Genomic DNA, 25,271 nt, shown 5'->3' with positions numbered 1-25,271 from the left:
GACCTGCGCAACCTAATTTCTTGATTACTTAAGCTGGTACCTTTAAGGGTTCTAGTCTTAGTTCTCTTACAAAAAAGAAGACTTTCATTCTCTCTAAATTTTACCTATCACAATTACTTTTTTTATTCAGCCTATTTAGTTTATAATTTATAAACTCCATCAAAAGTGCAAATATTATTAGTATCAAGCACATGCTTATTTTTTATGATATTAATATTATTTTTAATATGATCATGACCTACCATGAGAACGAGAATCTCTATCTCATTTAAAAAATCCTCAAAGTTCATAAATTGATGGTCTACAAATCTAGTTTTTACAAACGGATCGAATACTTTAACACCAAAAGCCAGATGCTCATCCATTTTTTCTAGTAGTTGAAGAGTCGGGCTTTCCCTTACATCATCTACGTTTTCTTTATACGTTAAACCATATAGTCCAACTTTAGAAACATCCTTAATACCATGTTCCCTCATAATATCTCGAATTCTTCCCAAAACATGTGTAGGCATGGAATCATTTATTTTTCGTGCTGTCAGAATTAAATTTGTTAAGTCAGGATAATCCCCTACCAGGAACCATGGGTCTACTGATATACAGTGACCACCAACACCAGGGCCAGGTTTTAAAATATTTACCCGTGGATGTTTGTTTGCGATTCTAATAATTTCGTAAACATCCATATCGTCAGTTCGACAAATTTTAGCTAATTCATTTGCAAATGCAATATTAATATCCCGGTAAGTGTTTTCTACAACTTTCGACATTTCTGCTGATCTAATATCCGTTACAACAATTTCTGCCTTACAGAAACTTGAATATAAACCCTTAATTTTATCACCAATTTCCGAGTTATCTGCACCTATCGTCCTTGAATTATGCTCAAGTTCATAGATCATATTCCCCGGGATAATTCTTTCAGGTGCATGTAGTAAGTGTACATCTTTCCCAATAACATAGCCTCTTTTCTCTATTTCAGGGCGAACATATTTATCAATTGTACCTGGTGAAATCGTTGATTCAATTATTAATGATGCACCTTTTTCACAGACATTAAGAACGTTATTTACTGCTGAGATGACATACTTTGGATCTAGTTTTTTATTCTCTTTTATATAAGGGGTTGGGACAGCAATAATATAGGTATGGGATTTCTGATATTCGGTTGTAAATTCAATTCCATTACTAAGAGCTGCTTGGAAAAGTTCTTCTAATCCCTCTTCTTCAAATGTAAGCTTTCCTTCATTTAGTGAATTTACAAGTTCAACATTGTAATCAGTTCCTACTACTTTAACCCCACTTTTTGCAAACATAAGGGCTGTAGGTAACCCAATATAACCAAGGCCAATAATATTAATCATTAAAATACCTTCTTTCGATTTTTCACAATTATGCATGTTCTATTTCAAGTTTTATTCCCTCTTCGAAACTAAGTGGGTTATACCCTAAATCCCTTTTAGCTTCATCATAAGAGAAATCCTTATTTTCATTTAATCTTAAGACTTGTTCTGCTTTCAGCTTCGGTTTTTTTGAAATCTTTTCATACATTTTTAACAAGTTGTAGCTTAACTTCATAGGAATATGAATTTTAATTACTTTTTTACCCAATGCTCGACCTGTTATATCAATTACCTCATTATAAGTTAGAGGTTCTGCGCCAGAAATGTTATAGGCTTTCCCAACACTTATGTTATTTTCATAGGCACTTACTATAGCAATAGCTAAATCTTTTACATAAACAGGTTGCTGCAAGTATGTTCCTGAACCTAATATTGGAAGTACCGGTAGTCTCTTTAAGTACTTTACTAACCGCCACATATTGCGGTCACCTGGTGTCCCATAAATCATAGTAGGTCTTATAATTGAAAAATCTAAATTACTTTCTTTAATAAGCCTCTCTGCTTCAAGCCTAATGCCTTTGCTCGCGGGATTTAACTTAGTAAATATTCCCGTAGTACTTACAAAGACTGCTCGGTTTACATTCATCTCCATACATGCATTAACTATGTTTGGAGCATGTCCAAACCCTAGAGAGGCAATATTAATCAATGCTTCTTTATCCTTCAATGCTACACAGATAGACTTATAATCATCCAATTCACCGTATATATATTTAACATTAAATCGCTTAATCTTATCTAAATTACTTGTTTTTCTAACAAGACACGTAACTTCATGCCCTCTTTTTACGAGTTCTTCCAGTACAAACTCACCAAGAAATCCGGTTGCACCTGTTAATAAAATCATATAAATCTCCCTTTATATATCACTGATTAATTCTAAATATTTTTCAGCAAGTTTTTTTCTAGAATAGTTCTGCTCAACAAAAGCAGGACCATTTGCCTTTCTAAATTCATATAAGGACTTATCATTTTTTAGTTTAAGAATTGCTTGCTTAATTTCTACTGCATTATCCGGTTTAACCACTTCAGCAGCTTTTGATTGATTCAGTATATCTGCTGCCTCTCCTTCCAAGCTGGCAACAATCGGAACACCACATGCCATAATTTCAAACATTTTTGAAGGAATAAAAGTCTTAAACAATTCTATGTCCTTTAATGGGACTAAACAAAGATCAGAGGCATTATAAAACTCAGGAATCATCTCTTTAGGTTGTGAATCTATAAAAGTTACATTGTTAATTTGCTGTTCTTTTACAATGTTCTTTAATTTATCTTTTTCAGCGCCTTCTCCCACAAATAAAAACTGAATATCCTTTTCTTTCATTGCTAATTCTTTCGCCACTTTCAATATCGTATTTAAATTTTGGGATATCCCATGCGCACCAACATATGAAATTACGAATTTATTTTCCAAGTTATAGTTAGCTATAATTGATCTATTTTTATCCTTTGGATAAAACATCTCCTGATTTACTCCATTTGTGATGACGTGAACCTTGTTTGCGTCTATTCCTCTATACACTACATTATCTTTAAATGCTTTCGTCACCATGATAAGTTTCTTGCTCTTTCGGTAGAAAAACAATTCCATTTTTTCTAATATATTTGTGACGGCACCTTTTTTCATTACCCCCAGTTCAATCATTGCAGCCGGCCACAAATCTCTAATTTCGAGTACAAATGGGGCTTTTTTTCTTAGGCTATACCAATACCCAGAAAAAATTGAAAAGAAAGTAGGGGAGCTAGTAATAACAACATCTGGTTTCTTTATTTTTCTCATTGAAAACAAAACAGAAGAAAACATGAATGATATATGGCCAAGAGTCTTTTTAATAAAGCCTTTATTAGGGGTTGCATATACATAATTTCGGTGTACATGAATTCCATCTAACATTTCATGCATATATTTTTTTCCCTTATATTCATCCGGAATCATACCTGTTGGGTGATTTGGAAAACATGTAACCACATGCACTTCATGCCCAACTTCAACCCAGTGTCTTGCCATTTCATATAATCTTGCTGAAGGTGCTCCTATTTCAGGTGGAAAATAGTGAGACAAAACTACTAGCTTCATAATATATCTCCCAATTCATCATAGTTAATCATCAATTCTTTATTGCAGATTATTCTAATCCCTTTTTTTGATTCTATTATTTCCATATCTTTTGAACTAGTATCTATTAAATAACCAAAATAATTTCCATTTTGCTCTTTGTGAAACACTAAATGTTTATTTTGTTCCTTTATATTAAATTCTTCAGAATACCAACCCTGACCGATAGTCATTCTATTAATTCCAAACGGAGTTATTTTTGTATACGTTTTACCCTTATTCGCTAATGCTATTGTATTTTTTAAATCTACTTTCGTTTTAGGTGCAAAGTGCAAATAACTATTAACGTTTTCGCCTATCTTGGAATTTACAAAGTCTAAAACAATTACCGTATCTTCATCAAGATAGCCGATAAACCTTTTGTGTTCTACACCAAGATATGAAACATATGCGCCTGCATAAAATTGGATGCCTTTATAAATAAACTGTTTCCTTCTAACCTTTTTAATTCTCTTAGCTATTCTAAAGCTACCCCAGAATTGCGACTGCTCTAGTTCAGATATTGATACTGTATTATGTGCTTTTGTACTTCTAAAAAAATTTCTCCATTGGCCATTTTCATACTGAAATGTTCCAGAATTCACAAAAAGGGGTGACCCATTAATTGAGAGTTCAAAACTTAAAGCATCACAATGACCATGAGCTGGTAAATAAGAGGGGCAGATATCTCCGGTATCAAAAATTAGTTTCCTACTCTGGTCTTCAACGATATAAAAACCACTTTTCTTGAGGCTAATATTTTGAGGATTTATCCTAAAATACTTGTTACAGACTTTCAAAAGACATTTGAAATTTTTGCTCACTCCATTGGCACTATCATTAAAAGCGGGTGTCTTTCCAAAGTTACTCTCAAGGCTATAAGTTACATCCACCATCTTTTGAATATAAGATATTAATTCATGATAAATTTCTTCGTCATTTAACCAAAATGTGATTTTAATTAAATCCTCAAGAATTATCTTGTGGTACATAGGACTTAATTCAAAATGCATTCCATCTTTTAAGATTTGCTCTTTTAGCTGCTTCAATAGTTCTTTCTTAAACTTATTTTTTACGTTAACTTCATCAAAAAAAACACTTCCGATAATAAGTGCTTTTATATTTTCAAAATAATGGTTTCCTAGAACATCTTTTTCCAAATTGGTTTGTAGATATTTATATTGTAAATAAATGGACTCTTTAATCCTTTTATCAAAGTCATTATCAGCTATAATCTCGTCTTTAAATATTTGATAGGTAATTATCCAGTTGGTTATTCTCAATGATATGGTGTAGGGATGCCATCCATCACCAAAAGCATAGGGATTATTCTCAATCCAATTTGTAATTAATCCTCTATATTTTTCGTAATTTACATTTCTATTTTTCCCATTTAAATACTCATAGGCTATGGTGAATAGGTACTCAAAATAATGTAAATTGTATCTCCATAGATGCTGCAATTCCTTCTGATTCCAAGCTGTTGATAATTTAACTTGATTAGTCAAATTTATAAAAGTAAACCTATTCGACATGATATCGTTAATATCAAACCTATTCAAAAATTCTTTATCAAAATCCAACTCAGGAATAATAAAAACTCGGTTCTCTCCGATTTCTAGGTTAGCAGGTACATTTACTGATAATAGTTTTCTCTTATATAATTCCCGTTTGAATCTGTTAAATAATCTATAATAGATTTGTGAAGGTTTAAGATATCTTACTGTATTTACATATAATATAATTTTGTTATCCATCTAGAAGCACCTTATTTTCCCCAATTGATTTAATGGTTGGTTTTACTTTTTGTAGCACCAAATTCCTTTTTAACTAAAGCACCTGTCCCACCTTCAACAACACCATCACTCTTCACAACACTAATGATCGTACCAAAGAAACACTTGATATCCATCCACAAGCTAATATTTTTTACATACTCCCCATCTAACTGGGCCTTTATTTCAATAGGAAGTTCATCTCTACCATTTATTTGTGCCCAACCAGTTAGCCCTGGTGGCACATCATTGGCACCATATTTATCGCGTTCTGTTATTAGGTCATATTGATTCCATAAGGCAGGTCTCGGGCCAATAATACTCATTTGTCCAACAAAGATGTTCCAAATCTGGGGTAACTCATCAAGTGAAGTTTTTCTTAAGAACTTGCCCATCTTTGTAATAAATTGCTCCGGATTTTCTAATAAATGAGTTGGTGTATCCTTGGGCGTATCGATTCTCATTGTACGGAACTTTAAAATATTAAAATGAGTCTTATGAATTCCTATACGTTTTTGTTTAAACAGGACTGGCCCTTTTGAATCGAGTTTAATAGCTAAAATCAGAATCAAAAATATTGGTGATAATACAATTAATCCTAAAAAAGAAAGAATAATATCTATCATTCTTTTAATCTTTAAATACATTAAATTTAATCTCCTTTATCTCTTTAGTGCTTAGTACTAGGTGGAACATCATTTTTTCAACCGACTACTAATCCACTAAAAACTCAAAATAACGGCCCATGCCCATTTAAACTTATTAATATGGACAGGGCCTTACTTCTATTTCACTTTCATTTCATCCATAATCTCGTCAAGATAGGCTAGCAATTCTAATCTTAACTCAGGATTCTTTAAAGCCATTTCTATTGTCGTTTTTACAAAGCCAATTTTCTCACCAACATCATACCGTTTACCTTCAAAATCATAAGCAAACACTCGTTGGATTTGGTTTAATTTCTGAATGGCATCTGTCAATTGAATTTCTCCACCAGTTCCGGTTTCATGTTGTTCTAAAAACATAAAAATTTCTGGTGTTAGAATATAACGACCCATAATAGCTAGATTTGATGGTGCTGTACCCTGAGTCGGCTTTTCCACGAAATTGTTTACTTGATAACGTCGACCTTCTTTGGTTGCTGGATCAATAATTCCATATCGGTGGGTTTCTTCATTTGATACTGATTGCACTCCGATTACAGATGAACGAGTTTTTTCATATATATTAATTAATTGTTTTAAACATGGAGTTTCACTTTGAACAATATCATCGCCCAGTAGCACAGCAAACGGTTCTTCTCCTATAAAGTTCCTTGCACACCAAACAGCATGGCCTAAACCTTTTGGTTCTTTTTGCCGTATATAATGTATATCAGCAAGATTAGTAGAGTATCGAACTTTTTCTAAAATATCATTTTTACCTTTCTCAATGAGGTTTTGTTCTAACTCAGGAGCAAAATCAAAATGGTCCTCAATAGCCCTCTTACCTTTTCCTGTTACAATAATAATATCTTCAATCCCTGAAGCAATCGCTTCTTCAACAATATATTGAATAGTGGGCTTATCAACAATCGGCAACATTTCTTTAGGCATTGCCTTCGTTGCTGGAAGAAACCGTGTTCCAAGTCCAGCTGCTGGTATTATTGCTTTACGTACCTTTTTCATAAATCACTCCACCCTTTAACTTTATAGTAAATCTAAAAAGAATTATTTCATTAGTTTGCAGTAGTTAAAATAGCTGAACGACCAAATCTATTATTTGCGACAGCTATTAAAGTATCGTGCATTTCTTGTTCAGACATAGTTAATAGACTTTCTATTAACTCCCCTAAAGCCGTAGCATGTATTACCTTTGCTTTCCCAATATGAATCTTAGGAAAGACCTGTTCTGGATGAACTTCATTCTCATTAAGAAGTTCCTCGTACATCTTTTCTCCTGGACGAAGTCCAGAATATTGAAGCCCAATTTCTTCTATTGTATATCCCGAAAGTTTGATTAGATTTTTTGCCAAATCAACTATCTTAACAGGTTCCCCCATATCAAGCACAAATACCTCGCCACCACGAGCTAACGAACCCGCCTGAATTACAAGTCTTGAGGCCTCCGGGATTGTCATAAAGTAACGAGTCATTTCAGGATGGGTCACAGTTACAGGTCCGCCTGCTGCAATTTGTCTTTTAAACAAGGGAATAACACTGCCACGACTTCCCAAAACATTACCAAACCGAACTGCCACAAACTTTGTCTGACTAGTAACTGCCAAACTCTGAATAATCATCTCGGCAAATCGTTTCGTCGCACCCATTACATTCGGTGGATTCACAGCTTTATCAGAAGAAATCAATACAAATGTATTCACACCAAATGTGTCCGCCGCTTCAGCTACATTTCTAGTACCAAATATATTATTTTTAACCGCTTCCCTAGGATTATATTCCATCAACGGTACATGCTTATGGGCAGCAGCATGGTACACCACAAATGGCTGATGCTCCTCCATCACTTCAAAGATTCTAGACCGATCTTGAATATCACCAATAACTGGAACTATCTCAATTTGACTCTGATATTGTTTGCGCAGTTCCATATCAATCAAGTAAATACTGTTCTCTCCATGCCCTAGAAGAACAATTTTACTAGGGTTAAACTTACAAATCTGCCGACAAATCTCTGAACCAATAGAACCACCTGCACCAGTAACCATCACCGTTCTTCCAGATATCTTCTCAGAAATACCGGCTATATCTAACTCTACTGGTTCTCTTCCTAATAAATCCTCTACCTGAACATCCCGGAATTGATTAACAGAAATTTTTCCAGTCATCAAATCTTCAAGTTTAGGAATTATTTGTGTTTTTACTTTTGTTTTTGCACATTCTTCAAATATACGATTTAATTCTTTTTTACTTAGAGAGGGAATAGCGATGATAATGTTTTCTATTTGAAATCTTTCTACTGTTTGAGGAATATAGGCAGAACCGCCAACCACTGGTATTCCTAGAATATCCAACCTGTACTTTAATGGGTCATCATCAATAAAGGCTACAGGCTTTAAATCAACATCATGATTATTAAGCAATTGCCGCGCGACCATTGTACCGCCTCTGCCAGCTCCGATGATTAATGTTGGTTTAACATTTTGCTGCTTATTAATAAAATTGTCACGGAACATCCTCCAAGAAAACCGTGACCCGCCAATTAATAGAACATGAATCATCCAGGCAATCATTAATGCTCTTACATATATGTTATGAAAAACAATTTCCTGAACCAATGCCGTTACAATAATGGTGAACGTCACCGCTTTAACAATTGCAATTAATTCTCCAACACTCGCATATTGCCACGCCTTATTATAGAGTTTATAAATAGAAGCAAATGAATGATGGCAGATTAATAAAGTAAGCGCAGTAACAAGTAGCATTGGTATTTTAAAAATTTGCAATTCCGGATTAAGTGTAAAATAGCTTATGTAGACTGCTGTTAAAACAATAAGTGAATCCAGAATCGCCAGTGTGGTCAACCTTTTCCCATATGTCATCCGTCCCGTTCCCCCTTTTTTATTTTGTTTATCTAAAGAACTCTTTTACTAACTAAAGCAGATGGGCAAAAAAATAAATATCTAATGGAATTGCAAGTGCTTTCACACTTATTCTTTCATTAGATATTTATTGTTTTATTTTTTTATCGGGCATCTAACCCGTCCTCACATCATCCTTTTGACTACATGCGTCTAAGGTCCTCTTAATAGAGAGACCCACAGCATGATCGAGTGCCCCCATGGATAACGGACAGGGAAGCCTCGCCGTTCAGGCCCATAGGCCTGAAGAAGATGTTTAATTATTTCAATGCATTCCCATAGGCTTAGTTGGTTAAAATAGTTTAAAGAACTTCTTCTTTTTGATTCGTTCCGGTATTTCTTTGTAAACATGGCCACCATCAATCATAATGGCTGCATTTTCTTCAAATAAATACACCATTTCATTTCCATACTTCGTTTGAATCGTATCGAATGCTTCTCTCATCTTGAAGGTTCGGCCGCTCGTGTTATGAGCATCCGATGCAATCAGGTGAGTAAGGTTCGCTTCAATTAATTGCAGTGAAAAGTTTTTTATCTTTTTCCCAAAATCACCGCAAACACTTGCCGCTGTAACTTGAGTTAGCGCACCTTTTTCTACAAACCGGTAAAGAATGTCCGGTTGTTCAATTATCTGCTGATTCCGTTCCGGATGCACGATTACCGGAATGAGACCTTTCATCTGTAAATCATAAAACAGCTTTTCTGCGTACCTTGGAACATGAGACGATGAGAACTCTACTAACACATACTGTGTGTTATCAATTGGAAGAATCTCACCACCCTCATATCCCTCTACCATTTCACCGTAGATCCGTGTTTCTTGTCCTGGAAGAACATTTAGATCTATTTTTTCTAGTACTAACGCTTGATTTAACTCTTCAACTCTAGCAATAATTTGCTGCTTATTGTTTTCATATCTATTGTTTAAATGATGCGGGGTAGCAACAATTGTATGAATCCCTTGTTCAACGGCTTTTCTAGCCATCGAGATGCTTTCTAATAGGTCTTTTGCCCCATCATCAACTCCAGGTAATATGTGACAATGTAAATCAATCATACCCCACACCCTTTTCCAAATAACTGCAAAATTCCTACAACTCAATTATACTATCACTGTCGAAAGTACTAGTAAATAGCCATAATTTGTCGAAGTTTGTCACTTCGACCCATAATAATAGTAATAGTCATTATTCTTTACTTCTTTATGGTTAAGAACTACCCCTAAGAGTTTACTTTGGGCATTTTCCAGTAATTCTTTACCCTTTTTCGCTTGGTCGATTTCTGTTTTTTCACTATAAACGACAAGAATCGAACCATCGCATTGATTTGCAAGAATTTGCGGATCCGCTACCGCTAATAACGGCGGGGTATCAAAAATGATATATTCAAATTGTGCCTTTACATCTTCCATAAATTGTTCCATAGATTTCGAGCTTAATAGTTCGGCAGGATTCGGTGGAACTGGACCGCTTGTTAAAATATATAAATCCTTTTCAGCTGTATCAAGAACAGCATTTTCAAGGGTGGCTTGTTTCGTTAATACTGTCGTAAAGCCTATTAGGTTGTTTACACCAAAGGTATGGTGAACCGTGGGTTTACGTAGATCGGCATCGACTAGTAAAACTCTTTTTCCTAACTGCGCAAATGTAACGGCTAGGTTTGCAGCTGTTGTTGATTTCCCTTCAGCCGGGCCAGAAGAGGTAACCATGATTGCTCTAATTTCTTCATCTACAGATGAATATTGGATATTCGTACGAATCGTTCTATATTGTTCAGAAATTGGTGATTTTGGTGCAATGGCAGTTATTAATTTTCGGCTAGCATCACTACTTATTATTTTCTTCTTTTTAAGCGCCAATGGAATCACCTCTGTCTGTTTTCTTTTTTGCATTACGCTTCTTCAATTCTTCAATCTTTTGGTCATCTATGGTCGCGATCACACCTAAGATTGGAAGTTCTAATATTTTTTCAATATCTTGTTCATTTTTGATAGTGTTATTAAAGTACTCAAGTAAGAATGCTAGTCCTACTCCAGCCATTAATCCAACAACAATAGCAATCGCTACATTTAATAATGGTCTTGGTTTAATTGGTGATGGATTTTCAGAAACATCTGCTTTTGCTAAGATGCTAACGTTATCGACTTTCATGATATTTGGAATTTCCTTTTTAAATACTTCTGCCGTCTTGTTCGCAATTTGTGCAGCAACTTTTGCCTTTGGATCCTGAACTGACAGGTTCACAACCTGTGAATCTTTTTCGCTTCCAACAGTAATCTTTCCTTTTAATTGTGAAGCTGTCATATTTAAATCAAGCTCATCAGAGACGATATCTAAAATCGCCGGGCTTGTTATGATAACATTATAGGTATTAATTAATTGAAGGTTGGTTTGTACTTCACCTGGATTGTATACTGCTTGGTCATTTTTCGCTTGGTTTACGAGAATTTGTGTTGAAGCTTGGTAGATCGGGGTTAAGAAAAAGTAACTTACAATACCACTGATTAATCCGGCAATGACGGTTATCGAAACGATTAATAGCAATCGTTTTTTCAAAGTCTCGAGCAACTCTTTTAAACTTATAGTCTCTTCCATTTCGTCCTCCTGAATACGTAAATACAAAACGTTGTCTATTATATCACAATTCGTCACATTTTTATCTTTTTTGTAAAATATTTGTCATAAATTGATTGTTACTGTAACTATTAAACACCTTTTTGTAAGAAATTTGAAGAGGAAATATGTTTTCTGACAGGATTGTAAGAATTTTGTCGTAAAATGGACATAGCTCTCAAAAGCGATCCCAAATTGTATATGGAACTTAATATTTTTAGCCTTATTGTAAAATAATTACTATAAGAGGTGGAGAATTTGCGATTATTACTATTAGATGATGAAACAGTGATTGGGTCTTTTTTGCAGGAAATGTTGCAGGAGGCATCCTTTGAGGTGGATTACTATAATAATGCCAAAGACACCTACAATGCCGCGCTAGAAAACGAATATGACCTCATGATTTTAGATATAACGTTAGATCCTTATGCCCAACATGGCTTAATGCGTTCTGGTTTTGACGTGGCCAGAATGGTAAATGAAAAAAAGTCAGTTCCCTATATATACCTTACAGCTAGAGCAGATCCGGCAGATGTTACCCAAGGGCTGTATTCCGGGGCGGAGGATTATATTACAAAGCCCTATAATATCCCGGTATTGATTGCAAAGATTCAAACCGTGATCCGAAGATTACAAAATTCGTCTAAGCCTTATATCAGTATAATGTCTTACAAAGACCTGACCATATCCTTGATCAATCGCCGCGTAACGGCAGGGAAACAGTTGATTCATCTAAGCCCTACACTGTTTGACGTCCTTGTATGCTTAGTAAAAAACAAAAACCATGCCGTTTCACGCGAAGAAATAGCCAAAGAAGTATGGGGATACGACGAAATCTCCGATTCTGACAAAAACAAAATTGATGTGGCCATTAAGCGTTTACGCGAAATGATACCATCTGATTACATCCAAACGGTACGAGGGGTAGGATATCTTCTTGAAGACTAATGTATCTGAATCAAAACGTTTATCCGCCCGTCTGTCTACTCGGATCGCCTTCCTAGTTTCGATTATTTTTGTAATATTATTTTTCATACATACACCATTTCTTCTGCTTTCTGAATTAGATAAGGTATTGACCTATCGCTATCCGTGGCAAAATATGAAGGTTGAAGCAGGACCCGATCTCCTGGGCATCCCAGATCGTGCGTTGCCTCAAAAGATAAAGGATAGGTATTTCCAACTGTTGGCCGGAGATGTATATTGTATCGTTACCTACAATCGGGATACCCAAATGCTCTCCAAGTACAATTCTGAGGCCAAACTTCATTTACCGGTGAGTCAATCACCCATCTCTTGTCGGGATGTTCCCATGACTCGAACTCCGCCATTTTTTCATGCCATCACGAACATGACGGTAGAAGGCTATCGGTTTTTATTAGGACATGGCTTTTTTCAAAAAAATAAAGACATCCACTTTGTGAAAGATCACAATCTTTATTTTACCTATGTGAGCAAATCGGTGGATGTCCCTGGATTTCGCGGAGAAATTCTTAGCTATGTGAATATTGAGTATGCCTACTTACTGCGGATCAAAACTATTGTATTTCAAATGGTTACGGCCATTTTCATGATTTATATAACAGCCTTTTTGGCAGCCTATTTTGCTGCTAGAGATATTTTTAAGCCATTACATACGGCCTTGAAAAAGTTAATCCATGTGAACAAAGATAATTTTCGTGAAAGAATTCCTTATCATTCAAAAAATAATTCTTATCTAAATCAATTAATAGATGAAGTGAATTTTATTTTAGAACGAGCGGAACAAGCGGTTCTCTCTCAACAGCAAAGCGCTCGGGAAATTACTCATCAAATCCGAACACCTCTACAGTCGATCCTGCATTCCGTTGATTATTTTCGAATGTTCGGATTTAAAAATGAAAAAAAAGTAGAAGAGCGGCTCGATATGATTGCTTCCCAGGTTGAACGGATTTCTTCGATGACAGAGAAGATCATAACGTTGTCAAAATTACAAGAAATCGAAACAGAAGCTGGGCATTCCTATAGTTTGTCCCGTCATATGATTGATTACCTTGATCGAAAATTGATGGACGACGAGAAAATTACTTATGAGATGAGCATCCAAGAGGGGATCTTCACCTTTATTCCTTTTGAGCACATCCTTCATATATTGGATTCCCTAATAGAAAATGCGGTGAAATATTCGTTTGAACCAAAATGGATTTATACTGGATTGTCTTCAGATGGGGCGAGTATTCAAATCACCATCAAAAATAGAGGCGTGGAAATACCAGAGGAAGAACTATGTCTAATCTTTGAACACTCTTATCGGGGAAAAGCGGTCCAAAAAGATTACGCCGGAACCGGATTAGGTTTAGCGGTCGTTAAGAGATTTGTGGAGCTGCACAAAGGCCGGACGGATGTTACTAGTAAGAATAATATTACTACCTTTGTTGTGACTTTGCCTAATAAATGAAAATGACTCAAGAATAACTTGGGTCATTTTGTGTTCATTGATAATCTACCACTTTACGTTTTCGATACACCTTATTTTCCATAATGTGCCCGAGGATTCCCATCAGCAGTCCGAAGACAATCCCATTCACTACAGGATAGTCCAGAAAACGAATTGCTGAGTGATGCAAGATAAAACTGCCGTCATGCCAGAAAAGCCCGAAATCCATTCCGATAACCAACCCAAGGAAGAAACCGGAGAAATAGGTTCGCATTGGGCCTTCTTTCCCTACAAGTTTTTCATTATTGGCTCTAGCGGAATTATAGGCCTGCCAAATCGCGTAGCCATAAATCGATGGATAAAAAAGCCCCCAACGATAATTAATCGAATGATGAGCAGAATTCATATCACCCACAAAAGTAGTGATAAGGGATAGGTTTAAGTTTGCGTTTAAGTTCACGAGAAACTCCAAGGCGATCAGAGCAAAACCGACAAGATAATCCTTATTGTATAATTGGCCGAATCCCGGTAGAACCACCGACCACAACATCGCAGCATTTGGAGATTTATATTGTCGAGTTTGCCTCATTGTCACTTTCACCTCTAAATGGAATTATGTGACATATAATTTCTACAAATAATTCCCAAATTCCTCCTAGTTTGCAATTTTCAGTCATTATGTCATGCCATTTTTCTACTACTTAGGAAGTAATTCCTATAGTACTTAATGTTTACCCCATAAAAAACAAAAAACTGCCGATTTCCTCTGGCAGCATTCAATCTATATATTTAGCTAATCATCATATTTTTGAGATCGACTTTTATATCTTCAATTAATTTTTCCGGTGTCATTCCATTCTCATTGAGGCCCTTTTCATATGCCTTCTTCACAATCTCTGAAAAATCGGCGAGATTCGAGTTATTTTTATCTTCTCTATCCAAAATCGACTATCCTCCTCTTCATCCTATGCTAGTTTCCTATTTTACTAGAATAAAGGGTCAATGTAAATATATTACCAGTTGATAATTGTGGAAAATATATGAATATTGTCGAAAGTTTGAAAGAACAGGGAGATATGCGGTGTTTATGATGCTAAAAACAGTCCGTTGTAATGGACTGGCATTTAGCTAAATTAATTTTTTCATGCTTCCTTTTAATTCAGCCAGCTTTTCTTTAATAAATGGATCCATTTCTTCAGGTAATTGATCTAATGGGAAAAATTCGGCCTCAATCGCTTGATTCTCATCCGGCCTTACTTCCCCTTTATAATCCGTACATATATATCCTATTGCCACCATCTGATACTCGTCACTGCCGTCTTCTGGTTTATCCATTAAGGCCCCGCCGGAAAATACCCCAAATAAGGATAATCGATTCAGCTTTAATCCGATCTCTTCTTGTACATTTCTTTTTATGCAATCTTCAACCGATTCGTCTAACTGCAATATCCCACCAGGTATCCCCCAGCTGCCGCCTGAAAATCTGCTCAGCAATATTTCTCCTTGATGATTCATGATTGCTACACTTGGACGCACGATAATCAAAGGGGTGTTCCCAATCATGCTCCTCATCATTTTACAATAATCCATACCCATTTCAGCCCCTTATCTGTACCATTCATTTCTCTTATTCAATATTACTACAAGAGTATCTAGTTTAAACATTAAGGAGCTATCAATATGACTAGTATCGACCAAGAGCAATGAGAAAAAATCATTTATGTGTTCCAAATTCTCGATAAGAATCTGCTCTTCGGTTGAGGATTTGGATTCGCCGATAAATCTCGTAAATTCGCCGATAAAAGTCAATTTTTCGCTAGTCTCCTACTCTAGAGAACGATTGCATCGCTGGTGAACGGCCATTTTATCAAAAAGATCGTTACAGCCTCCGAGGTGAATTGAAATTTGGTGCAATTATCAAATATTTTAGCCTTATTTCCATCATAATTTTGCATGTTCGATGATAAATTGGATGTAAATGTCGTGTTATTGGTGGGAAGAACTATGAGGTATGTTTTTGATCAAGGGGAAATTCTAGATGAATCAAAGGTTTCAGTAAGTATAAGAAATAAAGCGTTAAATTATGGATTAGGCTGCTTCGAGGGAATTAGAGCTTTTTGGAACGACAGTCAAAACCAATTGTATATTTTCCGGATCTACGACCATTATAAACGATTCCATGACTCAGGCAATGCTCTTCATATCCCCATTCCCTATTCATCTATGCAATTAATCCCTTGGACGCTTCAATTATTAAGACAAAACAACGTCCGGGAAGATGTTTATATTCGGCCCATTTGCTTTAAAGGGGCAAATACCCTCACTCCCAATTTACTTGACCCTTATAATAGGGTCAGTATTTATTGCAATGAGTTAAAGTATATGCCTAAACCCGCTTTAAAGTGTGGTGTTTCTTCCTGGAATCGTTCAGGTAATAATATGATTCCACCCCAGGCAAAGGCAACGGGAAACTATTTAAATTCTGGTTTAGCTTCTTCTGAAGCACGTTTAAATGGATTTGATGAAGCTATTTTTATAAATGATCGAGGGAATGTAAGTGAGGGACCAGGCGAAAATATTTTTATTGTAAAAAATAATAAATTGATTACCCCGCCCCTATCCGATCATCTACTTGCAGGAATTACGCGTGATACTGTCATGCAAATCGCGAAAAACGAATTACAATTGCCTGTTCTGGAACAAAGCATAGCAAGAACGGAACTATACTCTGCTGATGAAGTATTTTTTAGTGGCACAGCAATAGGGATTAAACCCATTATCAATATTGATCATCGGATGATTGGAAGCGGCAGTGAAGGGACGATTACTAGAAATATCCGCTTTGTTTATGAAAATATTGTTAGAGGAAACAACCCCAATTATTTTGGTTATTGTACACCGGTGTATTAGGGGAATGACGTTTAATCACCCACAAAAAGGACTGCTTGTCCCAGCCCCTATTCCTCCATTTCCTTTGCTATCCCTTTGAAAAACCATACACAAAACCATCTGGACAGCATAAAGGAGATGAACAGGGTAATCCATGTCCAATACCAGGACCAGTGCAGATACTTTATTAAATCTGTATACTTTTCAATAATCGTTTCAAGGATCGTTAAAATCGTACAGAACGAAGAATAGTACACGAACTTTACCATTTTGCTGCGAGCATGAGGATAATAGGCATTAACAACACCGCAAAGAACAGGGAATGACAGAAACTCATAGGTAAAGCTGGTGTGATTAACAGTCGGAAAGCAGCGGACTGGATAGGCGATCAGCCCATACTCCACAACCACTAAACCGAGGAACCAGGTAATCACTTGCGTAATTAAAAAAGCGACGATGGCGATTCGCCTTTTCTTTTTGGGGATTATGAATACCAACCCCAACGTGATCAGCCAAACCACAAATAAAATCATCCACTCTATTCTCATTGTGTCGCACCCTTATCGCTTTGAAACATTGCCTTATCTTTGAAAAACCATCGATATAGTAAATTCGTGACCGCAAACATCCAAAAAAAGTTTAGCCACGACCAATACCATGCATAATGCTGGTATTGTAATAAGCCTGTATATTTTTCCAACAATTTTATGATCACAACAACACCCGTAACCCAACCAGATAAATATAGGAGACGCACTGTGTAGTTTCTTTTTGGCTCATAGATGATATAAAAACCGCATAGGAGTGGAAAGAAGAAATAATTTAGTGCCAATAATAAATGAGTGGCTTTTGGAAATTCGCGAATGGGATAAGAAATCCGGTCAAAGTAAACGAGCAGCACGGCAATCAGCCAGGTAAAGGTTTGGCAAATCAAAAAAGCGATTAAGAATCTCCGCCGGCGATTTTTTGGAACAAACAGCATAAATGCTGCAAAACCAATCATCCAAATTAGTATTAATACCCAAACATCAACCGTCATATCACGCAGACCTTTCAAAAGGTTTTGTTACTATCATTCCCTAGTTTTGGATAAACACACGAAAAAATAGCACGGAGATTTCCTCCGTGCTATTTTTTCAAAGAGTTTTATTTGAATTTGATATAAGGAAACACCAATCGATACGTCCTATTCAGTTTCTTCTCCCGCGGTTTCATTGCCGCCTTCATCGGTTGGCGGAATATCGCCGCTTTCGTTGTGTTCGGAGCCTGATGCAATGATGCTCTTCTTCACGATGCTGTCTCGCACTTTGATGCCTTGCTGTCCGCCCGCTTCATCATTATCATTGCCGGCAATTCCGCTTCTGCCGTTGCCATCGGCGAAATTGGAATCGGTATTGGCCGATGCACTGTGATCAATTGCGTTTTGCCCGCCTTGATTGGCGTTCGTGCCCACATGCTTGTTAATTTGCCCGCCGCCCTCTGCTCGCTGTTCGATATGAGTTTCTGTATTTCCGATATTAAAGGTGTAATTAATGTTGATGTTGATATTGCAGCAGTCACATTTGTGTTCGTATTCGGTTTCTTCTTCCTGCTTTTTATCTTTTTTGCCGCTTGACATGGATAAATCCCCCTTTCTTGTACTGATACTATCAATATATGGCTACCGCTGGGTTTCGAATGGACAAGTTCAATGCAAAGGAGATTTTTAATGGAGATCCGCTACCATTTAACTGAAGAGGATTATTTAAACTTCAATATGTTTCATGTTAAAAATTCCAAAGCCGCGATGCGTTCCTTGAATATTCAACGGTTTTTGCTGCCGATTATTTTTATTATTGCGGCCTATTTGGCGTCTACGTATGGCGATATGCCCTTCGTGACGGCGTTTGTGATTTATTTTATTATTGCGGTTCTTTGGATTATTTTTTACCCGAAGATTTTCTATCGCCATGTTAAGCGGATGACAAAGAGAATGATGAATGAGGGTAAGAATGAAGGGATGCTTGGCGAACATGTGCTGCGGATGACAGATGAGGGAATTGTGGATTCTAGCGCAAATGGCGAAACAAGGGTGACTTGGGCAGGGATTGTTGAGATGAAAGAGGATCAAAATAATATCTATCTCTATAACAGCGGGGTTAGTGCTTGTATTCTTCCGAAAAGAGAGTTGCATGATGTGGAGGGAGTGCGGAATTATCTTGCTGGGAAGATTAAATAGAGTTTTTGCGGTGTAAAAATATACTTTTCCAGGCGTTATTTTGATTTATCGGCGGATTTCGTGGGTTTATCAGCGGATTCAACCACTTTATCGGCGAATTTTCCATTTTATCAGCGAATTTCATACGTTTATCGGCGAATCGTAAAATAGGCAAAGTTGCCAACAACATCAAATTGACAATTAATTTACAATTGCTTTATATATTTTTCATAAAAAAGGTGTACACTAAGATTATAAAACCTAAAGAGGTGGTCACCATGATGATAATCGAAATGCTTATTCGTCTTACTATTATGACTACATTTCTCACCCTGGTTTGTCCTTAATGCCTCTTAATTAAGGCTTTTTTTTGCAAAAAAATATCCGGCACAAGGCCGGATGCGCAACAAATATTTTTATAAGGGGGTCAAAGAGAGAGTTGATTAAGCTGTTCTCTTCATGTACTTATAATACCCCCTAGATATGAACAAACTATGAACAAATCTTTAAGGTTATTTAAAATTATTGAAAAGTATTAAAACAGTAGAATTCACAACAGAGATCACACTACTAATAACAGGGATAATTTTAGCAAGTTAGGTATTCTTAATAATCGTTTCAACCTATTAGCATACTCTTTACAGTAGTTAATATTTCTCCTTGTGACTAATCATACTAGCCTTGAATTAGGACTTCCTTTCGACTAAATTCCGTATATGCTATACTATTCAATCGTTTGATTAAAACGACTGAAAATGCTTCCCTATCTGAAATTTTGATGGAAAGCAGGATTGAAAATTGTCGAGGTTCGCAAATGTATTTCGCAGGAAATATCCAATCTTTCAACAAAGTTGGACTGATTTCGCTTCCGATAACATCATTCTACCCCTTTCTCTCTTATTCTTCACTATTCAAACGTTTGATTAAAAATCCCTTAAGCCGATCTAATCCTAGAAAAACTCAATTAACAGCCTAAAAAGTATGTCGAATGTGTTCTTTTTTTAGATCTGTATTTATCTTTACATTTTCACACATTCTATTAACAGAGGTGAATTTTATGCGCGAAGACCATAAACGACCAAGGAGCTCTACTAGTTATGAGGAAGGCGAGCCTTATTTAGATACTAGTAATGATCCATCCATACAGGCAAATTTCGCTGGCGGCAGACCTTATTTAAATACAAGTGAGGATCGTTCCACACGGACAAATTTTGAAGGCGGGAATCCTTATTTAGATACAAGTGAGGACTAATCTATGGACGATATGCGATAACTCCCTTCAGCCTTTGATGGGAGTTGGTTTTTTATGTTATAATCCAGGCTAAAATAAGCCTTCAACCACCAGTAACGTAACGTCAACTTTCTCTGCCCATCTTGTTAAGTTCCTTGATCCTTCCACCTATCCAATTCCTCCTATATTCAATTACCAAATCTTGCATAATACAGTAAGGAACGAGACATATTAAATCTATGACAACACACCAAAAAGGACGCAGACAGAGAGCATATCTCGGCACGCTACATTTGAATCTATTACATTTCACGAATCCATGGGTAAATGTTGCCTGGTCATGGTTTATGCCGGGTTTTGGTCACCTCCTATTAGGCCAGTATATATTAGGCTGGATTTTGTTTGTCTGGGAAGTTGTCCTCAATGTACAATCACATTTCAACGTTGCCATTATTTATACTTTTACCGGACGATTTGATGAGGCTGCACAGATCCTCAATCACGGGCATGGTGATTATTGGATTTTAACTTATGGAGCTTTATTTGTTTTTACCGTTTACAGCACCTATAAACTTTCGGTAGATAACAATTTACATTATGAGCTTGCCCATAAAGAGAATGCATCCATTTCTATATTCAAAATAGACCAAATTCATTGGAATTCTCTTTCGAAAAGAAGCCCGATTGTAGGAGTTTTATGGACATTATTCAGCCCAGGTATCGGTGCCGTTTATACACAGCGGGTCTTAACAGCCGTTTTTGAAGTTTTGTGGTGGAACATCATCTTATGGAAGTCACATCTTCTTGCAAGTATCGAATACACCTTAATCGGAAAATTTGATAAAGCTGTTTCCGTCCTTGATCCAGAATGGGCATTATTTATTCCCTCGATGATTAGCTTTACCGCTTACTTTACCTACGTGATTACCGTAGGGCGCAACAAACTTTTTGATAAGGAACAATCAAACTACCTGGCGCAAAACTACCAACAGAACAAACAATTTTCATTACGGATAAAGGATGACCCCATCAAAATGCGATTTATAGCTTCCTTCAACCACTCAGAGCATTTGGAAAAGGCAATCACTGCATTAGAATCGCTCGGCGTGATGCAGGAAGACATTTTTGCAGCTCCACTTGATAAACGAAATGAAAAGTCGCAATGGTTCGATACCATTCACCGCTAGGATGGGAAAAGCCTGTTCGATGGCATCATGCTTCTTGGCGCGTTAGGCTGTTTTTTCGGAACCGTTTACGGTTTTATCTTTCACTGGGGTCCAGTTATTTGGGGACTTTCCGGATTTGCAGGCGGATGCCTCTTAGGCTGCATAATCAAGGGAATTCCAATTTTACTTACAACAAAAAAGAAAAAGAAAGTACCCAAGACTGAGGTCGTGTTGATTGTGGATTGTGAAAATGATCTCGCTCGTAAAACCGAGGAAGTCCTGTGGTCGAACCATGCCTTCGGACTTTCGCAAATCAGAAATTGACCCGAGAATAGTAAAAAAACTCCTCATGGGAGTTTCTTTACTATTCTCAGTCTTTCAGGGCATCTAACACTCTCACTTAAATCAGTAATTAAGAACAACCCCGCAAGGATCGGTTCCTTCCATCTCAGCCGGACTATCAAATTCTACAAGTCCTACTGTTGTCATTTCTCCTGGTTTAAATTCTAACTCAGTTGGGATTTCACTTAATAGATTTTGAAAGAGTTGAGGGATCTCTTGATCTCCTGTGATCAGTACCATTTTGCTGATTTTCCTGCCGTCTAAAGATGGAACCGCATCTGCTCTTCGCTGCAGTTCAATTTTGAACCCAAATGGGGTATAAATAAAGGTGCGGCGCTCTCCTTCTTCTACTTTTAAAGAAAGGCTTTCGGCATTTTTGCAAATAGAATCATATTCTTCTTGTGAAACTAGAAAACCCAAGTGGTCGAACTTGGCCGACTTGCCGAACCCAAATGTAACATTGATGCTGCCTAACACCATTTCAATTGTACGAAATAATGGAGGATTGGGTTGGAAATCATCCCAGGTTAATGGCGGATTAAACGTTTCGAATTGACCATTCTTTTTTCCAATTCGCAGCTTAACGGTGAATCCGTTGCTAGTATAAAAGTCTTCCATTTCTTTCGGTTGGGGCGTCCAATAATGATAATGAAATAATCTCATTTTGATTTTTTTAACACCCTCACTAATAGAAATCCTACAATAACAATTAAAGCTAATATTACTAACGGGACAAATGTATTTGAAATCATATATGTTCCCCCCTAAGCATCTCTATTTTACCATAAAACACCAATAAATTTGTATTTACTCTTTTGCCATTGTTTATATCCTTTTTGCTAGCAAGCGGGCCCTGCAAAGGGAAATTTAGGCATTGTCTATTATGAAGTTCCAACTGGTACCATTAAAAAAGTAATTTCTGGAACTTACAATTTGAAAGGTTTTTTCATAAAATTCGATTATTAACTTAATTGGAGGATCGAACTTATGGAAAATACTTTTCAAATCACTTACAAAATCAACTCAGAAATCAGCCCTGAAGATATGTCAGCTGTTTTTAAAGCTTCAGGAATTAACCGCCCTTCCGATGACTTGCAACGACTGCAGCGGATGATTGACCATGCCGATATCATCATTACAGCCTGGGTAAATGAAAAAATAGTTGGAATTGCCAGGGCGCTGACGGATTACAGCTACTCCTGCTATTTATCTGACTTAGCGGTAGACAAAGCGTATCAAAAGACAGGGATTGGAAAGGAACTGGTCCGATTAGTACAAGAACAAATCGGAGAAGAAGCAACTCTAATCTTGCTGGCCTCCCCTGTTGCGATGGAATACTATCCTAAAATTGGTTTTGAGAAAATAGAAAATGGGTTCAAGATTCTTCGAAAGAGGTAGGTTTCTGCTTTTCACAGGACAAATTACAGTTTAAATTCGGCGGACCTAACGGTTTATCAGCGTTTTTTACAGATTTATCAGCGAATTTTCAGCTTTTATCAGCGAATTCGACCTATTTATCAGCGAATTTAGGACTTTTATCAGCGAATCTAGTTTTTCTAAAAATAAGAAAGAGGAATTGCCGCAGCAATTCCTCTCTTCTCGCTTATCCCCGATGCGTACTTCCTTTTAAAATCCGTCTATCTTTAACCACGATCACAAAAACCACCGCGAGCAGCGCTCCCGAAAGAGCAAATACACTCCGCACTCCTAAGGAATCGGATATAAACCCCATGATCAATGAGCCAACACCGAATGTACCTGTTGAAATGGTGCCAAAAGACGTATACACCGTGGCCAATTGCTCTTTTGGAATACTCGTTTGGATGATGGTTTGCTGCGGAATATTTTTCAACTGCCCAAAAACACCAATCAAAGCCGATAACAACAAAGCAATTAAAGGGATACTGGTTAAACTGAAGAGAATGGTGAAAAAACAATTCAATACAATGCCTACCATAATAAATCTATACTGATTTCGTTCTAAAAACCGAGGAAACTTAACACACAACAAACTTCCTAGAACCAATCCGATGAAAAAGGCACTGTTAATGAACCCCCACCACTGCTCCTGTGTATTCAAGGCCTGCTTCACATAGACAATCAAGATGGCCGCAATCCAAACGGAGTTCGCGATTGTTTCCATGAATTCCATTTTTGCCAGTGTTTTTAATACTGGTGTAAGACGAATGTTCTGCCAGCCTTGTGTAATTAAATCCCGCATTCTTTCTTGTCGTTCCGCTTTATGGTTTACATTTTTTAATAAAGCTAAAGTTAAACTCGATAAAACAAATAACACGGCAACCAACAAGATTAGTTGATTGGGACTAAATACTATTAATAAAAGACTGCCAAAAAACCAAGTACCGATTTAAATCGATTGTGTAATGGTTTCGGCTATTCCGTTCGCCTTGATGAGATGTTCTTTTTCCACATAATAAGGAATTAGCGTCTGCCTAATGGGATTGGCGCAGCCATCCAGGAGCGCAATTCCCGCTATCATGAAAAATACAAAATAATAATTGGTTAAGGCTAATCCGCTCATCATAAATGCACTTAACCCAAACAAAATGATCGTCTTCCCTATTTGTGAACCGACCAACAGCTTTTTCAGATTCACTCTTCCAATCAGAATTGGTGTCAGGATGCTTGAAATAAACATGGCGAAGGTAATGGTAAAGGGAACGATGGCCGAGGCTGCGGCTGATTTGGTTATTCCAAAAATAAAGCTGATCACAGCGACAACATATAACACATCCCCAACATTGGCCAGTGACTGGCCAACCATGAGGAACAGAAAATCACGATTACGTTTCAAGATGATCCCCCATTTTGAATTTATTTTTTTAAAATGAGGGGGAATTTAGATTGGATTACTCAACTGGTATCGTAGCTCCTTTGCAAAGAGGCAATTAGATAAATACTTAGGGGGACCACTCGTTTTATCGTCATTGCGTCAAATTTTCTTTCTTAAATTATACTTTGTTTTTTTAGAAGGGATACATCTTTTTTGCCGGACATAAAAAAGCGTTCCTGGGCAGGGACGCTTATTTGATCGGTATAGAGTTCAGGTAAATCAGTAGGATGGATATCGGGATGGAAATTAAGATGGTAAACACTGGCTTTTTATGATGCAACCGAAGAAGAGTGAACAATAGGATATTAAATAAAAACGAGTGGAATAGCGTCCAACCGTGTTCATATCTAAAAGTTCCTATTTTTAATAATATCCATTCATTTGCGGTGTAAATGATGACCCAAAGCGCGGTCCACCAAGCCGATAGTAAACGGTGAGCTGGATACCTTCCTAAAAAGATCAATATCGTGCTGGTAAATACAATAAACTCACCGGCTATACATGTCAGTTCGTTTTTTAGCGGCCATGTAGGGATGAGTGACCAGAGCCGGTGATTATAACTGACATAATAATAAAGAACGTCGCCAAGAATGAAATAAAGTATCGTTCCATAATAACTGCGCCAGTTTCTCCAGTCGCCCCAACGAATACCCGCAAATACCCAAGAACTGACCCCAATAATTTCAGCCATTTTTACGCCTCACAACA

29 protein-coding genes are annotated in these 25,271 nt (G+C 36.9%); 8 read left to right on the top strand and 21 right to left on the bottom strand.

Translation table 11 applies throughout. The annotated features are described in order from the left end of the window. Positions 1-140: 140 nt before the first annotated feature. The 10 genes from LC455_RS16330 to LC455_RS16285 all read right to left on the bottom strand — a co-directional run bounded on the left by LC455_RS16330 (position 141) and on the right by LC455_RS16285 (position 11,450). The gene (locus tag LC455_RS16330; RefSeq protein WP_223592353.1) at positions 141-1,361 is read right to left on the bottom strand and encodes a nucleotide sugar dehydrogenase; all 1,221 of its coding nucleotides are present in this window, start codon (positions 1,359-1,361) and stop codon (positions 141-143) included. A 28-nt stretch (positions 1,362-1,389) separates the two neighbouring features. Next, complete coding sequence (locus LC455_RS16325) at positions 1,390-2,247, bottom strand: NAD-dependent epimerase/dehydratase family protein (RefSeq protein WP_223592351.1); 858 nt, start codon at positions 2,245-2,247, stop codon at positions 1,390-1,392. A gap of 12 nt (positions 2,248-2,259) precedes the next feature. Then, complete coding sequence (locus LC455_RS16320; protein ID WP_223592350.1) at positions 2,260-3,480, bottom strand: glycosyltransferase family 4 protein; 1,221 nt, start codon at positions 3,478-3,480, stop codon at positions 2,260-2,262. Further along, a complete protein-coding gene (locus LC455_RS16315; RefSeq protein WP_223592349.1) occupies positions 3,477-5,255 on the bottom strand; it encodes an alginate lyase family protein in 1,779 nt (592 codons plus the stop codon). The genes LC455_RS16320 and LC455_RS16315 overlap by 4 nt, the downstream gene beginning before the upstream one ends. A 29-nt stretch (positions 5,256-5,284) precedes the next feature. Then, complete coding sequence (locus tag LC455_RS16310) at positions 5,285-5,920, bottom strand: sugar transferase (RefSeq protein ID WP_223592348.1); 636 nt, start codon at positions 5,918-5,920, stop codon at positions 5,285-5,287. Between the two features lie 138 nt (positions 5,921-6,058). Next, complete coding sequence (gene galU, locus LC455_RS16305) at positions 6,059-6,940, bottom strand: UTP--glucose-1-phosphate uridylyltransferase GalU (RefSeq protein ID WP_223592347.1); 882 nt, start codon at positions 6,938-6,940, stop codon at positions 6,059-6,061. Positions 6,941-6,990: 50 nt separating this feature from the next. Beyond that, positions 6,991-8,817, bottom strand: coding sequence for a polysaccharide biosynthesis protein (locus LC455_RS16300; RefSeq protein WP_223592346.1), 1,827 nt, complete (start codon positions 8,815-8,817; stop codon positions 6,991-6,993). A gap of 331 nt (positions 8,818-9,148) precedes the next feature. Beyond that, positions 9,149-9,913 carry a tyrosine-protein phosphatase gene (locus LC455_RS16295; RefSeq protein ID WP_223592345.1) on the bottom strand — a complete coding sequence of 255 codons (765 nt, stop codon included), beginning with the start codon at positions 9,911-9,913 and terminating at the stop codon, positions 9,149-9,151. 99 nt (positions 9,914-10,012) lie between these two features. Continuing rightward, complete coding sequence (locus LC455_RS16290; RefSeq protein WP_223592735.1) at positions 10,013-10,714, bottom strand: CpsD/CapB family tyrosine-protein kinase; 702 nt, start codon at positions 10,712-10,714, stop codon at positions 10,013-10,015. Beyond that, positions 10,704-11,450: a YveK family protein gene (locus LC455_RS16285; protein ID WP_223592344.1), complete on the bottom strand. Its 747-nt coding sequence runs from the start codon at positions 11,448-11,450 to the stop codon at positions 10,704-10,706. The genes LC455_RS16290 and LC455_RS16285 overlap by 11 nt, the downstream gene beginning before the upstream one ends. A 276-nt stretch (positions 11,451-11,726) precedes the next feature. On the opposite strand from LC455_RS16285, the gene LC455_RS16280 reads away from it, so the two are divergent. Both LC455_RS16280 and LC455_RS16275 read left to right on the top strand, forming a co-directional pair. After that, on the top strand, positions 11,727-12,416 hold the full coding sequence (locus tag LC455_RS16280) for a response regulator transcription factor (protein WP_223592342.1): 690 nt from the start codon (positions 11,727-11,729) through the stop codon (positions 12,414-12,416). Continuing rightward, positions 12,406-13,905 carry a sensor histidine kinase gene (locus LC455_RS16275; RefSeq protein WP_223592340.1) on the top strand — a complete coding sequence of 500 codons (1,500 nt, stop codon included), beginning with the start codon at positions 12,406-12,408 and terminating at the stop codon, positions 13,903-13,905. The genes LC455_RS16280 and LC455_RS16275 overlap by 11 nt, the downstream gene beginning before the upstream one ends. 34 nt (positions 13,906-13,939) lie before the next feature. Here LC455_RS16275 and LC455_RS16270 read toward each other — a convergent pair whose 3' ends face one another. The 4 genes from LC455_RS16270 to LC455_RS16255 form a co-directional block, all read right to left on the bottom strand. After that, entirely contained in the window at positions 13,940-14,473 is a 534-nt protein-coding gene (locus LC455_RS16270; RefSeq protein WP_223592338.1) for a hypothetical protein, read from the bottom strand. Positions 14,474-14,673: 200 nt separating this feature from the next. After that, entirely contained in the window at positions 14,674-14,826 is a 153-nt protein-coding gene (locus LC455_RS16265; RefSeq protein ID WP_223592337.1) for a hypothetical protein, read from the bottom strand. Between the two features lie 186 nt (positions 14,827-15,012). Further along, entirely contained in the window at positions 15,013-15,474 is a 462-nt protein-coding gene (locus LC455_RS16260; RefSeq protein WP_223592336.1) for an NUDIX domain-containing protein, read from the bottom strand. A gap of 15 nt (positions 15,475-15,489) precedes the next feature. Beyond that, positions 15,490-15,693: a hypothetical protein gene (locus tag LC455_RS16255; RefSeq protein ID WP_223592335.1), complete on the bottom strand. Its 204-nt coding sequence runs from the start codon at positions 15,691-15,693 to the stop codon at positions 15,490-15,492. Positions 15,694-15,888: 195 nt separating this feature from the next. Here LC455_RS16255 and LC455_RS16250 point away from each other — a divergent pair, with 195 nt between their 5' ends. Then, positions 15,889-16,794 (top strand): branched-chain amino acid transaminase, encoded by a 906-nt coding sequence (locus tag LC455_RS16250; protein WP_263297819.1) that lies wholly within the window; start codon positions 15,889-15,891, stop codon positions 16,792-16,794. Between the two features lie 47 nt (positions 16,795-16,841). On the opposite strand, the gene LC455_RS16245 is transcribed toward LC455_RS16250, so the two are convergent. The 3 genes from LC455_RS16245 to LC455_RS16235 all read right to left on the bottom strand — a co-directional run bounded on the left by LC455_RS16245 (position 16,842) and on the right by LC455_RS16235 (position 18,391). Continuing rightward, the gene (locus LC455_RS16245) at positions 16,842-17,321 is read right to left on the bottom strand and encodes a CBO0543 family protein (protein WP_223592333.1); all 480 of its coding nucleotides are present in this window, start codon (positions 17,319-17,321) and stop codon (positions 16,842-16,844) included. Continuing rightward, the gene (locus LC455_RS16240; RefSeq protein WP_223592332.1) at positions 17,318-17,812 is read right to left on the bottom strand and encodes a CBO0543 family protein; all 495 of its coding nucleotides are present in this window, start codon (positions 17,810-17,812) and stop codon (positions 17,318-17,320) included. Before LC455_RS16240 ends, LC455_RS16245 begins: the two co-directional genes overlap by 4 nt. Before the next feature lie 147 nt (positions 17,813-17,959). Beyond that, the gene (locus LC455_RS16235) at positions 17,960-18,391 is read right to left on the bottom strand and encodes a hypothetical protein (protein WP_223592331.1); all 432 of its coding nucleotides are present in this window, start codon (positions 18,389-18,391) and stop codon (positions 17,960-17,962) included. A 90-nt stretch (positions 18,392-18,481) separates the two neighbouring features. Between LC455_RS16235 and LC455_RS16230 the strand changes: the two genes are divergently transcribed. The 4 genes from LC455_RS16230 to LC455_RS16215 all read left to right on the top strand — a co-directional run bounded on the left by LC455_RS16230 (position 18,482) and on the right by LC455_RS16215 (position 21,691). Continuing rightward, positions 18,482-18,991: a YcxB family protein gene (locus LC455_RS16230; RefSeq protein ID WP_223592330.1), complete on the top strand. Its 510-nt coding sequence runs from the start codon at positions 18,482-18,484 to the stop codon at positions 18,989-18,991. Positions 18,992-20,027: 1,036 nt separating this feature from the next. After that, entirely contained in the window at positions 20,028-20,222 is a 195-nt protein-coding gene (locus LC455_RS16225; RefSeq protein WP_223592328.1) for a hypothetical protein, read from the top strand. A 272-nt stretch (positions 20,223-20,494) separates the two neighbouring features. Beyond that, positions 20,495-21,388, top strand: coding sequence for a hypothetical protein (locus LC455_RS16220; RefSeq protein ID WP_223592327.1), 894 nt, complete (start codon positions 20,495-20,497; stop codon positions 21,386-21,388). A gap of 27 nt (positions 21,389-21,415) precedes the next feature. Further along, positions 21,416-21,691, top strand: coding sequence for a hypothetical protein (locus LC455_RS16215; RefSeq protein WP_223592326.1), 276 nt, complete (start codon positions 21,416-21,418; stop codon positions 21,689-21,691). Between the two features lie 81 nt (positions 21,692-21,772). On the opposite strand, the gene LC455_RS16210 is transcribed toward LC455_RS16215, so the two are convergent. Next, positions 21,773-22,372, bottom strand: coding sequence for a hypothetical protein (locus LC455_RS16210; RefSeq protein ID WP_223592325.1), 600 nt, complete (start codon positions 22,370-22,372; stop codon positions 21,773-21,775). Between the two features lie 324 nt (positions 22,373-22,696). On the opposite strand from LC455_RS16210, the gene LC455_RS16205 reads away from it, so the two are divergent. Next, a complete protein-coding gene (locus LC455_RS16205; RefSeq protein WP_223592324.1) occupies positions 22,697-23,107 on the top strand; it encodes a GNAT family N-acetyltransferase in 411 nt (136 codons plus the stop codon). A gap of 205 nt (positions 23,108-23,312) precedes the next feature. Here LC455_RS16205 and LC455_RS31735 read toward each other — a convergent pair whose 3' ends face one another. The 3 genes from LC455_RS31735 to LC455_RS16195 form a co-directional block, all read right to left on the bottom strand. Further along, positions 23,313-24,005, bottom strand: coding sequence for an MFS transporter (locus LC455_RS31735; protein WP_317851445.1), 693 nt, complete (start codon positions 24,003-24,005; stop codon positions 23,313-23,315). Between the two features lie 72 nt (positions 24,006-24,077). After that, entirely contained in the window at positions 24,078-24,524 is a 447-nt protein-coding gene (locus tag LC455_RS31730; protein WP_317851444.1) for a hypothetical protein, read from the bottom strand. A gap of 229 nt (positions 24,525-24,753) precedes the next feature. Beyond that, positions 24,754-25,254: a CBO0543 family protein gene (locus LC455_RS16195; protein ID WP_223592323.1), complete on the bottom strand. Its 501-nt coding sequence runs from the start codon at positions 25,252-25,254 to the stop codon at positions 24,754-24,756. Between the last annotated feature and the right edge of the window lie 17 nt (positions 25,255-25,271).

The sequence above is a fragment of the Neobacillus bataviensis genome (assembly GCF_019969725.1).
The sequence above is the reverse complement of the archived record's forward strand: the minus strand, read 5'-3'. Positions and strand labels throughout refer to the sequence as shown.